Annotated in this window: 18 protein-coding genes, 1 pseudogene and 1 other annotated feature; of the genes and pseudogenes, 16 read left to right on the forward strand and 3 right to left on the reverse strand. The window is 34.8% G+C overall.

Translation table 11 applies throughout. The features are described from left to right. Positions 1-116: 116 nt before the first annotated feature. A complete protein-coding gene (locus C8C76_RS09500; RefSeq protein WP_108141053.1) occupies positions 117-512 on the reverse strand; it encodes a NifB/NifX family molybdenum-iron cluster-binding protein in 396 nt (131 codons plus the stop codon). Positions 513-675: 163 nt separating this feature from the next. Here C8C76_RS09500 and ald point away from each other — a divergent pair, with 163 nt between their 5' ends. The 14 genes and pseudogenes from ald to C8C76_RS09570 all read left to right on the forward strand — a co-directional run bounded on the left by ald (position 676) and on the right by C8C76_RS09570 (position 18,284). Then, the gene (gene ald / locus C8C76_RS09505) at positions 676-1,800 is read left to right on the forward strand and encodes an alanine dehydrogenase (protein ID WP_108141055.1); all 1,125 of its coding nucleotides are present in this window, start codon (positions 676-678) and stop codon (positions 1,798-1,800) included. A 56-nt stretch (positions 1,801-1,856) separates the two neighbouring features. Further along, complete coding sequence (gene alr, locus C8C76_RS09510) at positions 1,857-2,984, forward strand: alanine racemase (RefSeq protein ID WP_108141058.1); 1,128 nt, start codon at positions 1,857-1,859, stop codon at positions 2,982-2,984. Between the two features lie 140 nt (positions 2,985-3,124). Next, positions 3,125-3,339, forward strand: a binding site (T-box leader). Between the two features lie 70 nt (positions 3,340-3,409). Continuing rightward, positions 3,410-4,678, forward strand: a complete 1,269-nt coding sequence (gene serS, locus C8C76_RS09515) for a serine--tRNA ligase (protein ID WP_108141060.1) — start codon at positions 3,410-3,412, stop codon at positions 4,676-4,678. A gap of 341 nt (positions 4,679-5,019) precedes the next feature. Next, positions 5,020-5,670: a bifunctional 2-keto-4-hydroxyglutarate aldolase/2-keto-3-deoxy-6-phosphogluconate aldolase gene (locus C8C76_RS09520; protein WP_108141062.1), complete on the forward strand. Its 651-nt coding sequence runs from the start codon at positions 5,020-5,022 to the stop codon at positions 5,668-5,670. A 441-nt stretch (positions 5,671-6,111) separates the two neighbouring features. Beyond that, positions 6,112-7,134 carry a sugar kinase gene (locus tag C8C76_RS09525; RefSeq protein WP_108141063.1) on the forward strand — a complete coding sequence of 341 codons (1,023 nt, stop codon included), beginning with the start codon at positions 6,112-6,114 and terminating at the stop codon, positions 7,132-7,134. Positions 7,135-7,238: 104 nt separating this feature from the next. Beyond that, positions 7,239-8,198 carry a sugar kinase gene (locus C8C76_RS09530; protein WP_108141065.1) on the forward strand — a complete coding sequence of 320 codons (960 nt, stop codon included), beginning with the start codon at positions 7,239-7,241 and terminating at the stop codon, positions 8,196-8,198. 256 nt (positions 8,199-8,454) lie between these two features. Beyond that, on the forward strand, positions 8,455-10,845 hold the full coding sequence (gene nrdJ / locus C8C76_RS09535) for a ribonucleoside-triphosphate reductase, adenosylcobalamin-dependent (RefSeq protein WP_108141067.1): 2,391 nt from the start codon (positions 8,455-8,457) through the stop codon (positions 10,843-10,845). 271 nt (positions 10,846-11,116) lie between these two features. Continuing rightward, the gene (locus C8C76_RS09540; RefSeq protein WP_308812599.1) at positions 11,117-12,421 is read left to right on the forward strand and encodes an MATE family efflux transporter; all 1,305 of its coding nucleotides are present in this window, start codon (positions 11,117-11,119) and stop codon (positions 12,419-12,421) included. Between the two features lie 124 nt (positions 12,422-12,545). Further along, positions 12,546-13,465, forward strand: a pseudogene (locus C8C76_RS09545) (ABC transporter ATP-binding protein). Then, complete coding sequence (locus C8C76_RS09550; RefSeq protein ID WP_108141069.1) at positions 13,455-14,222, forward strand: ABC transporter permease; 768 nt, start codon at positions 13,455-13,457, stop codon at positions 14,220-14,222. Before C8C76_RS09545 ends, C8C76_RS09550 begins: the two are co-directional and overlap by 11 nt. Before the next feature lie 59 nt (positions 14,223-14,281). Further along, a complete protein-coding gene (locus C8C76_RS09555; RefSeq protein WP_108141071.1) occupies positions 14,282-15,052 on the forward strand; it encodes a TerB family tellurite resistance protein in 771 nt (256 codons plus the stop codon). A 27-nt stretch (positions 15,053-15,079) separates the two neighbouring features. Continuing rightward, positions 15,080-16,033 (forward strand): 2-hydroxyacid dehydrogenase, encoded by a 954-nt coding sequence (locus C8C76_RS09560; protein WP_108141073.1) that lies wholly within the window; start codon positions 15,080-15,082, stop codon positions 16,031-16,033. 63 nt (positions 16,034-16,096) lie between these two features. Then, entirely contained in the window at positions 16,097-17,380 is a 1,284-nt protein-coding gene (locus tag C8C76_RS09565; RefSeq protein ID WP_108141075.1) for an iron-containing alcohol dehydrogenase, read from the forward strand. Positions 17,381-17,396: 16 nt separating this feature from the next. Continuing rightward, positions 17,397-18,284: an SMP-30/gluconolactonase/LRE family protein gene (locus tag C8C76_RS09570; protein ID WP_219909380.1), complete on the forward strand. Its 888-nt coding sequence runs from the start codon at positions 17,397-17,399 to the stop codon at positions 18,282-18,284. 85 nt (positions 18,285-18,369) lie between these two features. Here C8C76_RS09570 and C8C76_RS09575 read toward each other — a convergent pair whose 3' ends face one another. Beyond that, on the reverse strand, positions 18,370-19,107 hold the full coding sequence (locus C8C76_RS09575; RefSeq protein WP_108141077.1) for a YaaA family protein: 738 nt from the start codon (positions 19,105-19,107) through the stop codon (positions 18,370-18,372). A 179-nt stretch (positions 19,108-19,286) separates the two neighbouring features. Between C8C76_RS09575 and C8C76_RS09580 the strand changes: the two genes are divergently transcribed. Continuing rightward, positions 19,287-20,744, forward strand: coding sequence for a gluconokinase (locus C8C76_RS09580; RefSeq protein WP_108141079.1), 1,458 nt, complete (start codon positions 19,287-19,289; stop codon positions 20,742-20,744). 75 nt (positions 20,745-20,819) lie between these two features. Here the strand turns inward: C8C76_RS09580 and C8C76_RS09585 are convergent, their stop codons facing one another. Further along, a complete protein-coding gene (locus tag C8C76_RS09585; protein ID WP_108141081.1) occupies positions 20,820-21,743 on the reverse strand; it encodes a hypothetical protein in 924 nt (307 codons plus the stop codon). 345 nt (positions 21,744-22,088) lie between these two features. Between C8C76_RS09585 and C8C76_RS09590 the strand changes: the two genes are divergently transcribed. Continuing rightward, positions 22,089-22,610, forward strand: a complete 522-nt coding sequence (locus tag C8C76_RS09590) for a hypothetical protein (protein WP_108141083.1) — start codon at positions 22,089-22,091, stop codon at positions 22,608-22,610. Positions 22,611-22,619: the final 9 nt, after the last annotated feature.

Raw genomic sequence — 22,619 nt, forward strand, 5'->3', positions numbered from 1 at the left:
AAATGAAGTTTAAATACACATTTGAAAGATAAAACCCTACTAAAGAAATATTAATTAACTTCTATAGTAGGGTGGCCGTTAGGCCATTTTGTTCTGCTTATTTAAAAATAGAAGGTCTAATTTTTCGTTAAATTTAAGTAATCTCTTTCTTCTCCTTTGTTCCAGAGCTCAAGCAGTTGATCATAATTAGCAACCAGTTCTTCCAGGCCGTCATTTAAATTAGTTTTAGAAGTGATTACTGGAACTAATTTCTTTTTTACCCGCTTAATATTAGCTCCAAAAGCAAGGTTGCAGACAATCTGAACCCCTTCTTTTTCTAATATTTTAATTATACTTTTTGCCTTTTTAGGATCTGCGTGCATTTTCTCTTCAGTAGAATTATTCGCTGCTGATTTAAGATATTGATAATTTTTGCTGTCAATATCATATATGTAATATTCATTAGCTTCTCCAAAATGACTGCTGACAAAAGTTTTCCCATCATTTGTAGCCAGAGCAACTTTTAAATTCATTAATTCACCACCTTTAAAAATAAGATAATTTATAAAGAAATTATAGCATTAATTAATAACATATGTCAAAAACTAAAAATAAATCACTTTTAATAAAAGAATATATCTGATATTATGGTTATAGATAAAATTTTCTTTAAAATTAAATGGGGAGCTGATTTTAATGATAATTGCTGTGCCAAAAGAGATTAAAAACAACGAAAATCGAGTAGCTTTAACAGCTGCAGGTACTGAAATTTTAAAAAAAGCAGGACATCAAATTTTAATTGAAAAAAATGCCGGTAAGGGGAGCGGTATTTCTGATCAGGATTATAAAGAGGCTGGTGCAGAAATACTAGCTGACAAAAAAGAGCTCTTTGATCGGGCAGAAATGATCATTAAAGTCAAAGAACCTTTAAAAGAAGAATATAATTTATTTAAAGAAGGACAAATTTTATTTACTTATCTTCATTTAGCTGCAGATCAGGAATTAACAGAAGCTCTGAAAGAAAGAGGTGTAACTGCAGTTGCTTATGAGACTGTTCAGACAGAAGATAGTGAGCTGCCGCTTTTAACTCCGATGAGTGAAGTCGCAGGTAGATTATCTGTTCAGGCCGCAGCTTCTTTTCTGGAAAAGCCAAAAGGTGGAAGTGGAATGCTGCTGGGTGGAGTTCCGGGGGTAAAACCAGCTAAAGTTGTTGTTATTGGTGGAGGTATAGTTGGCCGTAATGCAGCCAAAATTTCCCTTGGTATGGGAGCAGATGTGACAATTATGGATATAAAACAGTCAACAATGCGTTATATTGATGACACCTTTCCCTGTGGAATTAAAACAATAATGTCCAATCAGTCTCATGTAGCTGAAGAAGTAAAAGAAGCGGATGTAGTTATTGGGGCAGTATTAATTCCTGGAGCCAAGGCACCCAATCTGGTTACAGAAGAAATGATAAAAACTATGACCAACGGTTCTGTAGTTGTTGATGTAGCAATTGACCAGGGTGGTTGTATAGAGGGTACTTATCCAACAACCCATGATGATCCAGTCTTTACTAAACACGGAGTAATACATTATTCGGTGGCTAATATGCCGGGAGCAGTTGCCAGAACTTCAACTTTTGCTCTGACCAATGCAACTCTGCCTTATATTAAAAAATTAGCTGCCCGAGGATATAAAAAGGCGATGCTTAATGACTATTCACTGGCCTTAGGTTTAAATATTTATCAGGGAGAAATAATCTGTCAGGCAGTTGCCGAAAGTTTTAATCAGGAATACAAAAATTTAGATAAATTATTAGAATCATGGCAGTAAATGAATCATAAGAATATTTATAGCAGTAAGTTGAAGCAGTCGATGGAGGTTAAAAGATGGAACTAAATTTAAAAAGGCCGGCCTGGATTGAAATTGATCTCAGTGCTTTAGAAGAAAATTATAATTTTATTCGTAGTAAGATTAATAAAAACACAAAAATTGCTGCAGTTGTTAAAGCAAATGCCTATGGTCATGGAGCTGTCCAGGTGGCTAAAAAATTATCTCAGTTGGGAGTAGAATATTTCTGTGTCGGCAGTCCGGATGAAGGAATTGAATTGAGAAATATTGGCATTAAAAAACCCATTTTAGTCTTAGCTGAGGTTTTAGCTTCCCAGTTCCAGGATATTATAAAAGGTGATTTAATTCAGACAGCTGCCAGTTTAAAAACTTTAAAGGCTTTAAATGAAGCCGGTTCTAAAGCTGATAAAATAATCAAGGTACATTTAAAATTTGATACCGGAATGGGAAGGATTGGATTCTTTCCGGAAGAGTTACCAGAAATTTATAATTTAGCTGAGGAGCTTGAATATATTAAAGTAGAAGGTATATTTTCTCATTTTGCTAGAGCTGATGAGCAGAACAAAGAATTTTCTCAGCTTCAGCTTGAAAGATTTAAAACTGCTTTAACTAGAATTAGAGCCGCTGGTTATAAGTTACCGCAATTACATATAGCAAATAGTGCAGCTGTAATAGATTTAGAAAAAACTTCCCTTGATTTAGTCAGACCTGGAATTATGCTCTATGGACTGCTGCCGTCTGCCCAATTAAGAAATGAGGCTGAAATTAAACCACTTCTATCTTTTAAAACAAGGATTGTACAGCTTCGAAGTCTTCCTGCCGGTTCTGCTGTCAGTTATGGTTCAACTTATAAAACTGATAGTGAGGAAAAGCTGGCAGTACTTCCGATAGGTTATAAAGATGGTTATCCCAGACTGCTTTCCAATCGGGGAGAGGTTTTGATTAGAGGCCAGCGGGCACCAATAAGAGGCAGGGTCTGTATGGGTCAGACTATTGTCAGTGTTGATCAGATAAAGAATGTCGAAGTTGGAGATGAAGTTGTCTTAATTGGCCATCAGGGAGATGAGGAGATATCAGCTGCCGAAATTGCCGAACTCTGTGGTACAATTAATTATGAGATTGTCTGTAATTTAAGTGAGAGGCTGGAAAAAGTTTATTTTGATTAGACTTAAATTAGCATAAACTAATCTATTTAATAAGACTATTTATAGAAGCTGCTTAAAAAAGAATAAACTTTTAATGATTTTAACTTGAATTTAGAAAAAAGCTGTAATATAATTAGCATAATAAATAAATAGCCAGTAATATAAAAGCTGTGAAGGACATTAGTAGATTTATTAACTGAAATTAGAAAGCTGATGGCTGCTGCAAATTAGCCAGTTAATAATCGAATCCAGTTTGGAGCTGTGAGGCCGAAAAATCATGAGTAAGCTGAACCGGTTGAGACCGTTAAATCTATTTAAGCGGCAGCATTTTAAAAGCTGTCATTAGGGTGGCACCACGAGCATTCTCGTCCCTTTTTTAGGGAGGAGTTTTTTTATTTTATCGAGTTTAAAATTAAATTTAAAATAAATTTTAAGGAGGAATAAAAATGTTAGATATGAGATTTATTAGAGAAAATCCAGAAGTGCTGGAAGAGGCAATGAAAAAAAGAAATATGGAGTCACCAGTCAAAAAATTTCAGGAACTTGATGACAAAAGACGCGATCTATTATATGAAGCTGAGCAGTTAAAACATAAGCGTAATGTTAATTCTGATAAAATTGGTGAGTTAAAGAGGAATGGAGAAGATGCTTCTGATTTAATTTCTGAGATGCAGGATGTTTCTGCCAGAATTAAAGAACTTGACCAGCAGGTAGCCGAGGTTGAAGCAGAATTAAATGAGCTGCTTTTATCAATTCCTAATATTCCGCATCAGAGTGTACCTGTGGGTACAGATGAAGAGGATAATCAGGAAATTAGAAAATGGGGAGAGCCCAGAAAATTTGATTTCGAATTCAAGGCTCACTGGGATATTGGAGAAGATTTAGATATCTTAGATTTTGAAAGAGGTGGAAAGGTTACTGGTACCCGCTTTACCTTTCTAAAAGGAGCAGGTGCCAGATTAGAGAGAGCCCTAATCAACTTTATGCTCAACCTGCATACAGATGAACACGGCTATAAGGAAGTGTTTCCACCATTTGTTGCCAATGCAGATAGTATGACCGGGACCGGTCAGCTGCCCAAGTTTAAAAAAGATATGTTTAAACTTGAAGGCCATGATTATTATTTAATTCCAACAGCTGAGGTGCCTGTTACAAATATGTACAGAGATGAAATTCTGGATGTTGAACAGCTGCCTGAGTATTTAACTGCCTACAGTGCCTGCTTTAGAGCAGAAGCCGGGGCTCACGGGCGTGACACCAGAGGAATTATCCGTCAGCACCAGTTTAACAAAGTAGAAATGGTTAAGTTTGTTAAGCCGGAAGATTCTTATGATGAATTAGAAAAAATTACTGCAGATGCAGAAGATGTGCTGCAGAAACTGGAACTTCCCTACCGAGTTGTAAGCTTATGTACAGGGGATTTGACTTTCTCTTCTGCTAAAACTTATGATCTGGAAGTCTGGATGCCTGCTTATGAAACTTATAGAGAAATTTCTTCCTGTTCAAACTTCGAAGATTTTCAGGCCAGAAGAGCCGGAATTCGCTATCGTCCTGAACCAGAGGCCAGTACAGAATTTGTCCACACTTTAAATGGATCAGGTCTGGCAATTGGAAGAACAGTGGCAGCTATCCTGGAGAATTATCAGAATGAAGATGGAACTGTTACAGTGCCTGAGGTCTTAAGACCATTTATGGGAACAGATATAATTAAGTAATAAGCTTCATTTGACCAATTTCATTAATTTCATTTGAACCAGGTCCAAAAGACAACTTTTGGACCTGGTTCAAACAGTGATAAAATAATATTTTACATTAAAAGATAATATTGTAATCAAAAGGGCCCTTTTGGGGGCTCTTTTTGCTTTTTATAAATTTTTTTAATTTTTTTTGCAAAAAAAGAAGGATTATTGTTCTGAGTATAGAATAATATAAAACGAGATATAAATAAAACAGTGTTTTACTATTAGAAACACTGTCTTAAAATACCGGCTGAGAGATTCGAATAGGATGCTGAGCTGTTTTGAAAAAGGTTTAAAATTAAAAGGAGGCTTATTTAATGAGTAAAGTTGAAGATTTAAAGAGAATTGAAGAAACTGGGATTGTTGCTGTTGTTAGAGCTGAAAATGCAGAAAAGGCATTAAAGATTACTGAAGCGGTAAAAGCTGGTGGAATTGATGCTATTGAAATTACAATGACTGTTCCGGGTGCGTTAGATGTTATCAAGCAGTTAACTGATGAGTACAGCAGAGATGAAATTTTAATTGGTGCAGGATCAGTTTTAGATGCTGAAACTGCTCGTGCCTGTATTTTAGCTGGAGCTGAGTATATTGTTTCTCCTTCTTTAGATGAAGAAACAATAGCAATGTGTAACCGCTATCAAAAGGCTGTTATGCCGGGTGCAATGAGTGTGACTGAGGTAGTTAAAGCCATGAAGTTTGGTGCAGATATTATTAAGATTTTCCCTGCTACTTTATTTGGACCAAAAATTATCAAAGCTGTTAAGGGACCTTTACCACAGGCACCACTTATGCCTACTGGTGGAGTTAGCTTAGATAATGTTAAAGACTGGATTAAAGCTGGCAGTTTGGCAGTAGGTGTTGGTAGTTCATTAAGTAAGGGAGCCAAGACTGGTGACTATGAGCAGGTAACAGAAACTGCTAAAGAATTTATTAGGTTGATTAAGGAAGCCAGAGCAGAAATGGCTTAAATCTCATTTCAGAAATAACTTTAAAGAATAACTAGAATTCATCTTTCTAATAAATCAGGCCCACTTCCCGATTGCCACCTCCTGTGGCACGGTCAGTTCAGGGTGTCCTGCCCTTCAACCTGATTTATTAGAAATCTTCATTAAGTTATTCTAGATAAAGTTCTTAATTTATGAGATTTAAGACTATTTCTTTTAGTTAAGAATGTTAAGTTATTCTAATAAAAATTCTAATTTATAAAAATTTAATATCATTTCTTTTAGTTAAGAAGGTCGGCTGGAGTGCTCTTATATCTTTGAGCAGATTGGTCAGCTGAAAGTTACATTTTATTAGTAAAAGTACATCTGTTTATAAATTTTTTTCTTGTTCATCTGAATTATTACTATAAAATTGTTTTATTCAAATTAAATTGAATTCAAAAATTATCAGGAGGTTTTTATATTATGTCTAAGAAAGTTGTTACTTTTGGAGAAATTATGCTGCGTTTGACACCCCCTAACCATGAGCGTTTTATTCAGGCTGACACATTTAATGTGATTTATGGTGGAGGAGAGGCAAACACTGCTGTATCTTTAGCTAATTATGGTCTGGATGCTCGTTTTGTAACTAAGTTACCTGACAATCCAATTGGTCAGGCAGCTTTAAACGAAATTCGCCGTTTTGGTGTGGATACTAATTACATTGCTCGTGGTGGAGACCGCTTAGGAATCTATTACTGTGAAAATGGAGCAAGTCAGAGACCATCCAATGTAGTTTACGATAGAGCTCATTCTGCAATTGCTGAAGCTGAAAGTGCAGATTTTGACTGGGAAGAAATTTTTGCTGATGTAGACTGGTTCCACTATACAGGAATTACACCTGCTTTAAGTGAGCAGATGTCCGATGTCACTTTAGAAGCTGTTAAAGCTGCTAAAAAGCACGGAGTCAAGGTTAGCTGTGACTTAAATTACCGCGCTAAGCTCTGGAGCAAAGAAAGAGCCGGTCAGGTAATGGAAGGCCTAATGGAATATACTGATGTTGTAATTGCCAATGAAGAGGATGCCGAAATGGTATTCGATATTAAGAGTGGATCTGATATTACCAGTGGTGACTTAAATGTTGAAGGTTATAAAGATGTTGCCAAGCAGTTAATCGACCGCTTTGATTTAGAATTAGTTGGTAGTCACTTAAGAATCAGCCACAGTGCTTCTAATAATGGCTGGTTAGTTATTCTCTTTGATGGAGAAAACTTTGTTCAGTCAACTAAATATGAGATCACAATTATTGATCGTGTTGGAGGAGGAGACTCCTTTGCAGGTGGCTTAATTTATTCTCTGGTAACTGGAAAAGGACTTCAGGAAGCTGCTGAGTTTGGAGCTGCTGCGTCTGCTTTAAAGCAGTCAATTCCTGGTGACTTTAACCATGTAAGTGTAAAAGAGGTAGAAACTTTAGCTGGGGGAAATGCTTCCGGTAGAGTTAAAAGATAAAGAGTTAATAATTCTATTCCTTAAAGAAGGCTGCAGCTTAGCTGTGGCCTTTTTTGCAATTTTAGCATTAAAGGCAAATTTTTATATTTTAGGAGGAATTTTAAATGATTGATCTTGTTACAATTGGAGAGACGATGGCCGCAATGGCACCAAACGAGGTAGGTTCATTAAAGTATTTAAATAATTTTTCGAAGTATATAGCAGGAGCTGAATCCAATGTTGCAATTGGTGTTAAAAGGCTTGGCTTTAATTCCGGCTGGATCAGTAAACTGGGGAAAGATCCACTGGGGGATTATGTAGAATTTTTTGTTCGCGGTGAAGGTGTGGATGTTTCTCAGGTAAGAAGAGATGAAGAACACAGGACTGGCTTGTTAATTAAGGAAATGCATACAACTAAGGAGCCAAAAGTTTTTTATTACCGTGATAATTCTGCTGCCAGCCATCTGGCAAAAGAAGATATTGATGAAAGCTATATTAAAAAGGCCAGGCATCTTCATTTAACAGGAATTACACCAGCTTTGAGTCAGAGTGCTCAGGGAGCGTTTTTTGAAGCTTTAAAGGTGGCCCGGGAAAATGATTTAAAAATTTCATTTGATCCCAATTTGAGGCTTAAACTCTGGGATTCTATAGAAGAAATGAGAGAAGTAATGTTAGATATAATACCTCAGGTTGATGTGCTGCTGCCGGGAGTTGAAGAGGGAGAAATTCTGCTTGGACTTTCTGACCCGGAAGAGATAATTAAAGGTTTTTATCAAATGATGGAGCCTGGATCTCTGATAGTGCTTAAGATTGGTGCTAAAGGAGCATTATATTATCAGGGAGATCAGATTGAGCATGTTGAGCCTTACTGTGTGGACAATATCGTAGATTTAATTGGAGCTGGAGATGCCTTTGCAGCAGGCTTAATTACCGGTCTTTTAAGAGAAATGCCGATTAGAGAGGCAGTTGAACTGGCTAATTTGGTTGGAGCTCTGTGTATTACAGTTAAGGGAGATATAGAAGGCTTACCCACCTGGGAACAGGTAGAGATTTATCAGGGGAAAAAAGAAGAGATTCATCGTTAACAATATTGCAGAAAAATATAATAAATTTTATGAGATGAAGGGCTTGCTAATATTTTAGCTGAGCCTTTCATCTTTTTTTAAAATTTAGCCTGAGCCCTATTATGGGAGATTTAAATTGAACTCCTGTTTATCTAGCAAGTTTTTTTAGTGGAAATTTAATTTATAAATCATAAATTTTATGCTATAATTATAATTCAGGATATAAATAGATAAATAAATAATATAAATGTATTAAAATTTCAAGGAGGTTTTTATTTTGAGTAAATCCGACATGACGGTAATCAAGCGGGACGAGAGAGAAGTAGCTTATAGTCGGGATAAGATCACCAAGGCAATTTACAGGGCAATGGTCGAATCTGGAGAAGATGCGACCGAAGATGACGCGGAACAGGTTGCTCTGGATGTAGAATCAGATCTAATTACTGAGTTCTATAATCAGGATCAGGTACCTAAAGTAGAGGAAATTCAGGATTTAGTGGAAGAAAAATTAATGAAGGCTGCCTATGTGACAACAGCTAAGTCATATATTTTATACAGAAATAAAAGACAGCAGTCAAGATTATCCAGAAAGAGGGAAAAAGAAAATCCTCTTTTAACCAACGAATTTTTGAGTAAATACAAACACCAGCCCAATCCTTTTCCGACAGAACTGGGAGAATTTATTTATTATAGAACATATTCACGCTGGTTAGAAGAAGAGCAGCGTCGAGAATACTGGTGGGAAACAGTAAAAAGAGCAGTGGAATATAACTGCTCACTGGCTCAGACTACAAAAAAAGAGGCAGAAAAACTTTATGATAATGTGTATAATTTAAGAAACTTTTTGGCCGGACGTACACTCTGGACTGCTTCTACAGAGTCATCCAAAAAATATGGAATGAGTAATTATAACTGTTCCTTTACAGTTATCGACAGTTTTAAAGCCTACCAGGATTTATTTTATCTGCTGATGATCGGTAGTGGAGTTGGTTTCCGCGTACTGCCGCGTGATGTAGAGCAGCTGCCAAAGATTAGAACCGATATCGAAGTTATTCATAAATATTATGAGCCGGTAGATAGAGAGGAAAGAAGGGAATATACTGACTTTGACTTTGATGAAGATGATGTAGTAACAATTAATGTTGGAGATTCCAAAGAAGGCTGGATTCAGTCACTGGAATACTACTTTAAATTCTTAGTTGACCATGCTTATCGTCCTCTAAAGAGAATTATCTTTAATTATGATTCTGTGCGTCCAAAAGGTGAAAAACTCAAGACTTTTGGTGGTACAGCTTCCGGACATCAGAGTTTAAAGCGGATGTTTACTAAAATCGATAAATTATTAAAAGAAAAGCCGGACCGCGATTTAGATGATATTAATCGGGTTAAGTTAAAGCCAATTGATGCTATGGATTTAGCCAATATTGTTGCCGAAAATGTTGTTTCTGGTGGAGTTAGACGCTCATCTCAGATCTGTCTCTTCAGTGCAGATGACAAAGAAATTGCTCAGGCAAAGAGCAACTTATATGTCAAAGAAGATGATGAGTGGGTAATTAATAAGGAAATTTCTCACCGCCAGATGAGTAATAACAGTATTTTCTATGAAGGCAAACCTACCAAAGAACAGTTAAAGTGGCATGTTAAGCAGATGCGCTTTAGTGGTGAGCCTGGCTTTATCAATGCTGTAGAGGGCAGCCGACGCCGTGAAAACTTTAAAGGTGTTAACCCCTGTGCTGAAATTCTGCTGGACTCCAGAGGTGTCTGTAACTTAACTTCCTTAAATGTAATGGCTTTTGTTGATGAAGAAGGTAATATTGATAAAGAGTCCATGTTTGAAGCTCAGAAGCTCTCTGCCAGAGCAGGTTACAGAATGGCTTTAATTGAATTTGAGTTACCTGAGTGGGATCAGATCAATAAGCGAGATAGACTGATTGGAACTTCCCTGACCGGCTGGCAGGATATGAAAAATGCTGCTGATTTAAATGAAGCTCAGGAAGCAGAACTCTTAGAAGAACTGCGTGAGGTAGCTCATCAGGCAGCCAGAGAAATTGCCAAAGAAGTAGGAGATAATGAGCCTAAATTGATTACAACTGTAAAACCTGAGGGAACTCAGACTCAGATGCCTACAGTATCAAGTGGTCTTCATTATTCTCACAGTGCCCACTATGTACGCCGGGTAAGAATTTCTGCTTCTGATCCACTGGCTAGAGTCTGTGAAGAATTGGACTACCCAATCCATCCAGAAGTTGGTCAGGACCCAGATGATCCAGAGACTTTAGTTGTAGAATTCCCTGTCAAAGCTCCAGAAGGAGAAGTCAAGGGAGATGTTGATGCAATAACTCAACTGGAAACCTATAAGATGTTTATGGAAAATTATGTTGATCATAATGCTTCAATTACCGTTCATGTTCGCGATGATGAGTGGGAAGATGTAGAAGAATGGCTCTGGGAAAACTGGAACAGCGTAGTAGGTATTTCCTTTATTTCCTATAATGACAACTTCTATGATCTGATGCCTTATGAGGAAATCACAGAAGAAGAATACAATCAGCGGGTGGAAGAGATGGAAAGATTTAATCCTTCCTTAGTTTCTAAGTACGAAACAGAGTATTTAGAAAGAGAACTCGATGAATCTTCCTGTGAAAGTGGAGCCTGTCCTGTAAGATAATGTGCAGGCACCGTGTACCACCCGATTTATGTAGAATAATGTCGAAAAAATAATTAAAGAAGAGCACCCTTACTGAGATTGATTTCACTGTCAGTAAGGGTGTTTTTTAATGTTAAGGAAATTTTGTTCTATTATTTTATTAGTTACTGCTTTTGTGATAGAATATTTAAATAGTGAGATATTCTAATAGAGATAAAAATTTTATATAAAGCCAAAGATGATGGACGTAATCTGACAAAGATAAATTAATTTGTTCTAATGGAGGGTTAAGATGGCACTCAAATCAAAATCAAGTCGAATGGGAGAAGAACCAATAGTAAAATTACTGTTTAAACTATCTGCGCCTGCTATAATAGGTATGATTATTCAGGCAATGTATAATATAGTAGATAGTATCTATGTAGGGCGTTTGAGTACAGATGCTCTGTCGGCGCTATCAATTTCTTTTCCGGTACAGATGTTTTTAATTGCGATTGGAGTTGGAACAGGTGTTGGCACAAGTTCGCTGATTTCCAGACTTTTAGGACAGGGAAATAAAAAGCGGGCAAATAATGTGGCAGAACATGTCTTTTTTATTGCTATAATTTATGGGATATTTGGTGGACTGCTCGGAATATTTTTCTCTGAAAACATCATTAGATTATTTACTGATGATCCGGTCTTAATAGATTTAGGTTATCAATATATAAATATAATTTTAACTGGATCGATTGCAATTTTTATTCCGGCTACTTTTAATTATATTTTGCGGGGAGAAGGTAATACTTTTGTACCAATGCTGACAATGATCATTGGGGCAGTTTTAAATATGATTATTGACCCCTTTTTAATTTTTGGTCTGGGGCCTTTTCCACAACTTGGAGTAGCAGGGGCTGCCTATGCAACTGTATTTTCACGTTTTATTGGCGGTATTTTTATTGTTTTTGTTTTATTCAGTGATAAAAATGAGTTAACCTTAAAATTAGAGGATTTTGAATTTGATTTTCAAATTATCAAAGAAATCTATAATGTAGGTATTCCAGCGATGGCCAATCGGCTGCTTTTTAGTGTCGCAGTTGTATTTATTAATTTGATCTTAGGAGCTTTTTCTTCGACTGCAATAGCTGTTATGGGTTTAATTTTTAGGATGCAGTCTTTCTTTTTAATGATGGTTTTTGGTTTAACTCAGGGATATCTGCCCATAGTTGGCTATAATTATGGACATAATAATCCAGAACGGATGAAGAAAACAATTTTAATTGGTAGTGCAGCTGCCTTAAGTTTTGGGATAATTGGTTTTATAGTCTTTCAGCTGTTTCCTGGGGTGATCATTAGATTATTTAATAGTGATCCTAAGCTATTGAATATAGGAGTTGGAGCTCTAAAAAGAGTGAGTTTATCTTACTTCTTTATGGTTTTAAATATTATTGGAGTGGCGACTTTTCAGGCTGTGGGTAAGGGAATGCCCAGTTTTGCTATTACATTTTTAAGACAGGCGATATTTTTAGTTCCTGGAATGTATCTATTGGGAGAATTTTTGGCCTGGATGCTGTCTGGTTTTCATTTCCAATTGCAGAAACAGTATCTTTTGTGTTAATGACCTTCTGGCTAATATCTACAATGAAAAAATCAATGTCCAGAATGAGAAAAACAGCTTAAATATATAGGCTGAGGGATAATAAGATAAGGGCCCTAATTTTAGGGTATACAAGGAGGAAAAAATGTCTACAGCAATTGAGATTAGAAACATTAATAAAAGTTATGGTAATTTACAGGCTTTGGCTGATATAAATTTAGATATTCAAAAAGGTGAGTTTTTTGGTTTGTTGGGTCCTAATGGAGCTGGCAAGAGTACTTTAATTGGGATTTTGGGGGGCTTAGTGCATAAGGATTCAGGAACAGTTACAGTTTTAGGTAAGGATATTATCGATGATTATAGAGAGACAAAAAATCTTTAGGGATTGTCCCCCAGGAAATAACCTTTGATCCATATTTTACTGTTAGGGAAACACTTGAGATACATTCAGGTTATTTTGGAATTAAGGATAATAGTGATAAAATTGATGAGCTGCTCAACGCTTTAAGCCTGACTGATAAGGCAGAAATAGGTCCCAGACAGTTATCAGGTGGAATGAAGAGAAGACTTTTGATTGCCAAGGCTTTAGTTCATGATCCAGAAATAATTGTTTTAGATGAGCCAACTGCTGGAGTTGATGTTGAGTTGAGAAATAGTCTCTGGGAATATGTAATTAAACTAAATGAAGAAGGGAAAACTATTATTTTAACTACTCATTATTTGGAAGAAGCAGAGGCTCTCTGTGATCGGATTGCAATTATGAATAAAGGTAAAATAGTCAAAGTGGACAGCAAGGAAAGTTTAATCAATTCTATAGACAAAAAGATCATTAAAATTAAATTTGCTGATCCCGCTCATGGCCTGGAAGAAGAGTTAGTAGAAATTGATTTTGAATTAGATGATGATCAGCGACAGATTGAAATTGAAACTGCCAAACGAGATTTAGATAAAATTCTTAAAAAGATTAATGATTTAAATTTAGAAATTGTTGATATTGATATTGAAAGTGCAAAACTGGAAGATGTCTTTATTAAGTTAACTAATTTAGGAGGTGATGACAATTAATTCTATCACTTTTTTAAGTTTGGTTCGACGCGAAGTGGCGCGGTTTACTAAAGTTGCTATTCAGACAATCTTTGCTCCTTTAATTTCAACCGGTCTTTATTTAATAATATTTTCTTATTCTTTTCAAAATAGGGAGGTTACAGGTTATGGAGTTCCCTATATCAGTTTTATTGTACCGGGATTGATAATGATGAGTTTGATCCAGAATTCATTTGCCAATACATCATCTTCTTTGATTGGTGCCAAATATAATGGGATTATTATCGACTTTTTGCTGGCCCCTTTTTCCTATATTGAATTAAGCCTGGGCTTTATGATTGGCGGCATGGTGAGAGGGCTTTTAGTAGGAACTGTCACTTATCTAGTTTCAATTTATTTTTATGGGGGTGCAATTGCTCATCCACTGTTGGCGCTGTTTTTTGCTGTTCTGGTTTCTTCGATATTTTCCCTTTTTGGAATCATTGCCGGTTTATGGGCAGAAAAATTTGATCATGTTTCAATTTTTTCCAATTTCTTTATTACACCGTTGACTTTTTTAAGTGGTGTTTTTTATTCTGTTAAAGGACTGCCCGGAATCTGGAGTGAAGTTTCGTTATTTAACCCGGTATTTTATATGGTAGATGCAGTTCGCTTTGCTTTTATTGGTCAGTCGGATATTTCACCTTATTTTTCCGCTTTAATTATCAGCAGTCTGGCTGTTGTTTTGCTTGTAGTAGTAACTTATTTATTTAAAATTGGGTATAAGGTTAAGAGTTAAATTTACACCCAATTTATTTATAAAAATTAACATAATCAATTTAAATGGAGGTTAAATTTATGTCCTGGATGGGAAAAATTCTTGGAGGAACAGTTGGCTGGTCTTTTGGTGGGCCTTTAGGGGCGGTAATTGGAGCAGCTATTGGTAATCATTTTGATCAAAATAGTGATGCCGCTGGTAATCAGCAGGCATACAGACAGCAGAACAATTTAAATCAACAGGAAGAAAAGCAGACAATCTTTTTTACCAGTGTCTTCTCGATGCTGGCAAAATTTGCTCAGGCAGATGGGACAGTCAGTAGAGCTGAAATCAAAACAATCGACCGTTTTATTAAAAATGAACTCAAGCTGCAGGGTGAAGCCCGCAAACTGGCAATTAGAGTTTTTGATGAAGCAAAAAAGAAAAATAATTCTTTTGAAGAATATGCTCAGCAGTTTTATGATAATTTTAAAAATGAACAGACTTTAGTTCTGGGAATGTTTGATCTGTTGATGAAAATAGCAGTTGCAGACAATGATTTTCATCATAAAGAAGAGCAATATATTAAAAAGGCAAAAAATATTTTTAGGATAAATGATAGTCAATATGAAAGTATTAGATCTCAGTATGTAGATACATCTGATTTAGAGAAATATTATAAGATTTTAGAATGTTCACCTGAGGCAGATTTTAAAGAAGTTAAACGCCAATATCGCAAAAAGGCAAAGGATTTTCATCCTGATAATGTAATTGGTAAAGGACTGCCGGAGGAATTTGTGGATTTTGCTGAACAGGAATTCAAAAAAATTAATGATGCTTACGAGAAAATAAAAGAAGAAAAGGGTGCTTAAATTTAGATGGAAAATGGGGGTTAAAAAATGAAAATTGTGATGATCGAGCCCATTAATATTTCGATGATGAAGATTGAAGAATACCGGCAGAAATTTGAAGCAGAGGGACATCAATTGATTGCTTATTCCAATCGTGCAGAAGATGAGGCAGAAATGATAAAAAGGGCAGAGCTTGCTGATATATTAATTATTGCTAATCAGCCGCTTTCTGGGAAAGTAATTAATTCATGTCCAAATTTAAAGATGATTTCAGTTGCTTTTACAGGTTTTGATCATATTGCAATGAAGGCCTGTCAGGAAAATGATATTTTAGTTTCCAATTCTTCTGGTTATGCCAATCAGGCTGTATCTGAGCTGGCTTTTGGTTTGATTATTGATTTAATGCGGAAGATTAATGATTCAGATCAGGCAGTCAGAGCTGGAAAAACCAGAGAAGGACTGATTGGTAATGAGCTGGCTGGTAAAAAATTTGGTATAATTGGTTTTGGTTCAATCGGTCAGAAGACTGCCCGGATTGCAGACGCTTTTGGCTGTAATATTTTAGTTGATGATCATAAAAAACATCAATTAGGGGAGGAACTGGGAGTAGAATATCTTTCGATTGTCGAGCTGATGCAGAAAAGTGATATAGTAAGTCTGCATGTACCTCTTAAAGATTCGACTGTGGACTTAATTGGGGCAGAGGAGATTGCTCAAATGAAAAAGAGTGCCATATTAATCAATACAGCTCGAGGTCCAGTAGTTAATAGTGAGGCACTGGCCGCTGCTTTAAATAAGGAAGAAATTGCGGGGGCAGGTATTGATGTCTTTGAGATGGAGCCGCCGATTCCTGAAGACCATCCACTTTTAAATGCCAAAAACACTATCTTAACTCCTCATACCGCCTTTGCCACAGAAGAGGCATTTTTGAAAAGAGCTGAGATAGTATTTACAAATATAGAAAAATGGCTGGCTGGTAAGCCGCAAAATGTGGTAAGTTAAAATAGTTTTAGATGCTAAAATGTTTTTTGACTTAAATATTTTCTGAAAGGTGGTATCTCTAAGATGGATTTAAAAGAAAAGGCAGAAGAAATTCTTTATGATTTTAAAGGAGATGAATATGCTTTAGGTGTTGGAATTCTGGATGAGATAGGAGAATATGCTAAAGAGTATGGGGATAATGCTTTATTAATCTCCAATGATACCTATCTTGAAACTGCTGTCAGAGATATTCAAAAGTCCCTTAAGAAAAACAGGGTAAAAACAGCTGGGAATCGGGTGCTGCCGGGTGCAGATCCAAATGCTCCTCGGGAAGATGTCTATCGTCTAGCAGGATATATCCATACTTTTAATCCTGACTGCATAATAGTCATTGGAGGAGGAAGCACAATTGATGCAGTTAAAGCTGCAGATGTGGTGGCTTCTCTCGGTCATTACAGTCCTCATATAGACAGCTATTTTGGCACGGGTTTGGTAACAGAAGCTTTAGAGCACAGCAGAGAACATTTAACTCCAACCATTGCTGTGCAGACTGCAGCGAGTTCTGGTGCTCATCTGACAAAATATTCTAATGTAACAGATGTAGTAGGCGGGCAGAAAAAATTAATTGTAGATGATGCTGTGATTCCCACAAAATCTGTTTTTGACTATGAGTTAACAAAGACAATGCCTTTAGATGTCACTCTTGATGGTGCTTTTGATGGTATATCACACTGTCTTGAAGTTTTTTATGGTATTGCCGCTGAAAATTATGATTTAGAAAAAGAAATTGCTTCTACAGCAATTGAGCTGATAGTTAAAAACACACCTAAGGTGGTTAATGACTTACAAAATACAGAAGCCCGAGAAGCTTTAGGCTTAGCAACCGATTTGGGAGCTTATTCGATTATGGTAGGTGGTACTAATGGTGGTCATTTAACCAGTTTTTCTTTAGTAGATGCAAGCAGTCACGGTCGGGCCTGTGGGATAATGAATATTTACTATACTGTCTTTTTTGCTCCGGCAATTGAAGACCAGCTTAGAGTAATCGGCAATATTTTTAAGAGAAATGGTTATATAGAAGAGAATATTGATAAGCTGGAAGGCCGAAAATTAGGAGAAGCAGTTGCTCGTGGAATTATCAGTTTTGCAGAAGAAATTGATTTTCCAACCACTTTATCAGAACTAGATGGATTTACTGATCAGCATATCGAAAGAGCCTTAAAAGCTGCTAAAGATCCGCAGCTGGAGATGAAATTAAAGAATATGCCGATTCCACTGGATGCCTCACTGGTAGATGAATATATGGCTCCAATATTAGAGGCTGCAAAAACTGGAGATTTAAGCTTGATCAAAAATATGGAAGAATAAAAGGTGGTTGATTTTGATGAAAACAATTAATGAAAAACTTGAGCTTGTCTTGGATGCTAAGGCTCAAATTGCAGAAGGACCTTTTTGGGACCAAGAAAAACAGTTTTTATACTGGGTCGATATTTTGGGAAAGACAATTAATCTCTATAATCCAGCAGCAGCTAAAAATGAGCTTATTCAGCTTGATAAAATGATAGGAGCCCTGATACCAGCAGAAAACGGGAAACTGCTGGCTGCTCTAGAAGATGGTCTCTATCTAATTGATGCCAAAACTTCGGAGCAGGAATTTTTAGTCAATCCAGAATCAAATAACGATCAAACAAGATTTAATGATGGTAAGTGTGACCGCAGAGGTAGATTTTGGGTGGGAACTATGGATCTGGAAGAAAAAAGGGAACTCGGGACTTTGTACTGTCTGGATCAGGAATTAAATTTAGTGGAAAAGATTAAAAATGTTAAAATTTCTAATGGTCTGGCCTGGAGTCTTGATAATAAGACAATGTATTATATAGACTCACCAACTAAAGAAGTTTTGGCTTTTGATTATGATCTGGAAACTGCTGAGATTACAAATAAAAGAGTAATCATTTCTTTTGCAGAAGCTGAAGGAGTGCCGGATGGAATGACTATTGATGCAGAAGGCAAGCTCTGGATAGCACACTTTGGTGGGGGACAGGTATCAAGATGGAATCCAAACAGCGGAGAGAAGATAGATTCTGTTCAGCTTCCAGTTTCTAATGTTACTTCCTGTGCTTTTGGCGGTAAAAATCTGGATGAACTATATATCACAACTGCCAGTGTTGGTTTAAGTGAAGAAGAAAAAGAAGCGCAGCCACTTGCTGGAGGAATTTTTAGATATCAGGCTGGAGTTAAAGGCTTAGCTGGGGTTAAGTTTGAAGTTTAATAATTTGGAAATAAACTTTAGTCTAAATAATTATTCTAAATGATAAAAACCCGCCCTGGAGCGGGTTTTTAAATTACAAATAATATTATTTTTCAAAGGGTTTAATAAAATAAAATTCACTTTCGGAAGATTTTTCTTCATTAAACACATATCCATCTAGATTAATATTTTTTATTTGGTCTGTGCTTTCAATTTGGTTTTTAACCAGTTCATTTAGAAGTTTACCTCTATTATGCTTAACATAATAGCCAACTGTTTTAAGGCTGCCGTCCTCGTTTTCTTCTTTAAAGTAAAAATCAATTATTTCTCCCTGATAATTATTTTCAACTATCTTACTGTATTCATTGGAAGCTAAATTGATAATTAAATCAACATCAGCAAAGTAGTCTTTAATTACTTCCTGCCAGTATTCATTTAGATTAATATTATCAGGTTTCAGCCTCATTTCAAGTCTGTAAGGCCAAATTTCAGTATTTGAATGTAAGGGCCCATACATGGGAGAAATTATAATTAGCTTATCCTGCATATATGAAAACTGGTCTTTATTATAATTAGCTATATCAATCTGCTTAAATGCTGATCCATTGTAACATTCAATAGCCGGGAGAGTCTGATCTTCAAAATTGTGTTCCTGATAAAGCGCATAAGTTCTATCTAAAAGCTTACCCTGAATATCAAGTTCTTTTCCCAACTCATCTTTTGCAAGTGACTTAAGGTAATTGAATAACTTTTTAGTCATATCTTCTTTTAGAATTTTTTTACCTTTTTCTTCTCTCTGTCTTTCATGATTCTGAGTTTTGCTCGGTGATAAAATTATTTTCATTTTATTCATTCCTTTCTCTAATTACTTTTATATAATTAAATTATTTTCTTATTTAATATATTCAAGAAAGGAAAAGAGATACCTCTTATCTACTAAATTAAAACAAGGATTTCAATATTTTGTAAAGAATATAGTTTAATATATAGAAAAATGTTTATATAGAGGGACTGGTGAGCGAAATGAAATTATTTGCTGGACTTGATATCGGTACAAATGGTGTCAGGATTGATGTTGTTACAGAAAATTTAGTATTAAAACATGAAAATTCTATTAAATATGATCTTTTTTCTCCTCAACAGGGCTGGGCAGAGCAGGACCCGGATCAGATATTTGATGCAGTTTATACTTTGCTGGCTGAAGTTATAGAGAAGTTTGGACAGGAAGACTTATATATAATCTTTTGTTCAGTGATGCACAGTATTATGGCTGTAAATGAAAAAGGAAATAAATTGAGCAATTTAATTATTTGGGCTGACAGCAGGGGAGAAAAATACAGGGATCAGCTGAGCCAAAATTATAAATCAGATTTATTTTATTCTAGAACTGGCTGTCCCCTCCATTCTTCTTACTGGCCGGCTAAAATAATGTGGTTAAAAGAAAATATACATGAGAAGATAGATAAATATGTTTCAATCAAAGAATATATTATTTTTAAATTAAGCGGAAAGTGGAAAACAGATTATTCCCTTGCCTCAACCTCAGGCATTTTTAATTCATTAAAGAAAGAATATGATAAAAAAATATTGCAAATTCTTGATTTAACTGAAAATGATTTAGCAAAAGTTTATTCCGGCCATCATATTTTTAAATTTAAAATTAATGGAAAAGAAACTAAAGGAATTTTAGGATCCACTGATGGAGCTCTGGCCAATCTGGGAGCAGGTTCAATAGATAAAAGTAAAATTGTATTAACAGCTGGTTCAAGTTCTGCAGTTCGATATACTTCATCTGAATATAGTTATGATCCTAAAGGTAGAGCCTGGAATTATTTTATCGATGAGGATTTTTATATAACTGGTGAGGCCACTAATGGTGCCGGTGTGGTTTTAAATTGGTTTAAAAAGCAATTAGAATATAAAGATATTAAAAAATTTAGCAGAGATAACCTGCCTAAAATACCTTATCAGGGCAATGAGATTATTTACATTCCAACAATGATGGGAGAGAGAGCACCCAGTTATAATGAAAAGACAAGAGCTTTATTTTATGGACTTTCTTTAAATCACAACCGAGGCGATATGGTTCTTGCTGTTTATGAAAGTATTGCTTTTCATTTAAAACTTATTTATGAAGATTTACGAAGATTAAATAGTAGTGATCAGGTTGAGCTTATAATGACTGGCGGCCTTGGATTGACAGATCATTTTATGAAATTAATTTCTTATTTGCTTGGTGAAATTAAATATATTCCTGATTATAATCAAAATACGGCTATAGGCGCTGCTATGATGGGAATTAAAGTTGTTGATGGAGTAGCTTATCAGGATTTATTAAAATATTTGCCGGAATATAAAAAAGTTAATAATGAGGGAGATTCTGATTTTTCTTCTTATTTAGAATCTAAATACCAGCATTTCTGCAGAGTATATCAGCATCTGCAGGAAAATTACGAAGTCTTTACGTTTAAAGGAAATTAAATTATCCCGTTGATTATCTGAGCAGATATGACTAATTAAAAAAGTGATATCTGCTCTTAATTAATTTAATAATTATTATCTATCAAAATAAGAGAGACTAAATTTATTTAAGATAAAATTAAGAGCTTTAAATTCTATCTCTTCGATACCCTCATTCATAATATCAAGAACTTTATTATCAATTAACGGATGGAATTCATCGGCAATCATATAAGCTGATAATTTATCTGTTGCTCTGATTTTTTCAATAGAATCATTCTTTTCAGCTGGTTTTAAATTATTTTTTTGAATAGCTTTTACTATCATAGAATAGAAATATATTTGAGTTAGAATTCCTATCATTTTACTATTAACTTTTAATTCAAAGATATAAGTTGTATCTGATTCTACTCCAAATAAATCAATTGCACTTTTTCCCCCTGGGAAAATTCTATTTTCATCTTTGATAGGTTTTTTATTAAATACCCCCACAGGTAATTGAAAACTTAAATTTTCTTTTTTTAATATATCTTTAGTTTCTGTATTAATTCCTGCAGCTGCTAAAACACTTTCCACATTTTTTTCGTTATCCAATTTGTTATTATTTTCTTCTATTTCTCTTTCACCCGGAACATTTATGTAATAATTATTTTTGGAATTGAACTTTAGTTTTAGATGATTTAAATATTGATGATTTTCAATTTCAAACCACGAATACATATTATTAAAATTTTTAACCCGATACAAAAATCTTTGATAGTGTTGATTATCAAGATTATCAGGTTCAGACCATTTCAGTATAACTTTATTAATATCTTCTTTTAACCATCTGATAAGTGTAACACACCAGCCTTCAAAAGCAGCATTGTTTTCCTGCATATTTTCAACTACACATTCTTCACTCATAACCAGATTAAGTTCATTATTATTTAGATAAAAATCGATTTTACTTGGTAAACTAATGTGTGATGAGTATGAGCAACTTTTCTTTAATTTTTCTAAGATCTTTTTGTTTTCCATTTTATCATCCTTCCAGGTTTTTATTAATTTAAGCTGTTTTCAATACATTTTTAAGTAATTATTACAATATCTTTTAAACTAATTTCTATATAATTAATTCTACAAATGTAAAAAACCCCCTTTATTTTCAATATAATTTTCTCAAACTTCTTGACAGCCACATTTAAATATACTATAATAAATATATTAAATACAAAGGGGTGAATATAATTGGTTTAAATAAAATGGCTTATATTGAAAAAATCCTTAATTATATTATTGCATTTATCTCAAACAAAAAAGAATAGACTTGAGAAACTCTCTCTGGCAAGAAATTTTTCAAAAACATAATAGGGGGTTAAATTTATGGATATAACTTATAATGAGTGGGAAATGGGCTATATTTATCTTAAGAATATTTGTTGTCGTGATGATGACACTGTATTCAAAAAAATCAATTATACTTTAAAATCAGATAATGATCTCAGCGATCAGTTAAATAAACTTAACTGGCCTGATAAAAAATATGTTGAAGCACGAGACGAAGATTTTATAGATCAATTTCAGAATGATCTGGACAATGAGTTATATATAAAAGGAATCGAATTTCAAATGAAAGCAGGAGATTTTAAAAAAATGATAGACAATTATCAAATAAAAAGTTTTAAGTTTAGAGACAATCAGTATTATTGTATCTTTTTTGCTCCAGAAGCAGAAATTTTTGTCCCTCAAAATTATATTTATGCTTTTTCAGAAAAAGAAGATGCTTTTGCTGTTTTTAAGCTTAAAGAAAAAGATTCCTATAAAATTTCATTTTTTAAGGCCCTAATTTTCAGTGAAGACTCCCCCTATAATATTGAATATTTTAAAACTTTAAATAGATTTTAAAAATAATTA

Source organism: Halanaerobium saccharolyticum (genome assembly GCF_003053565.1).
GTDB lineage: Bacteria > Bacillota > Halanaerobiia > Halanaerobiales > Halanaerobiaceae > Halanaerobium > Halanaerobium saccharolyticum_B.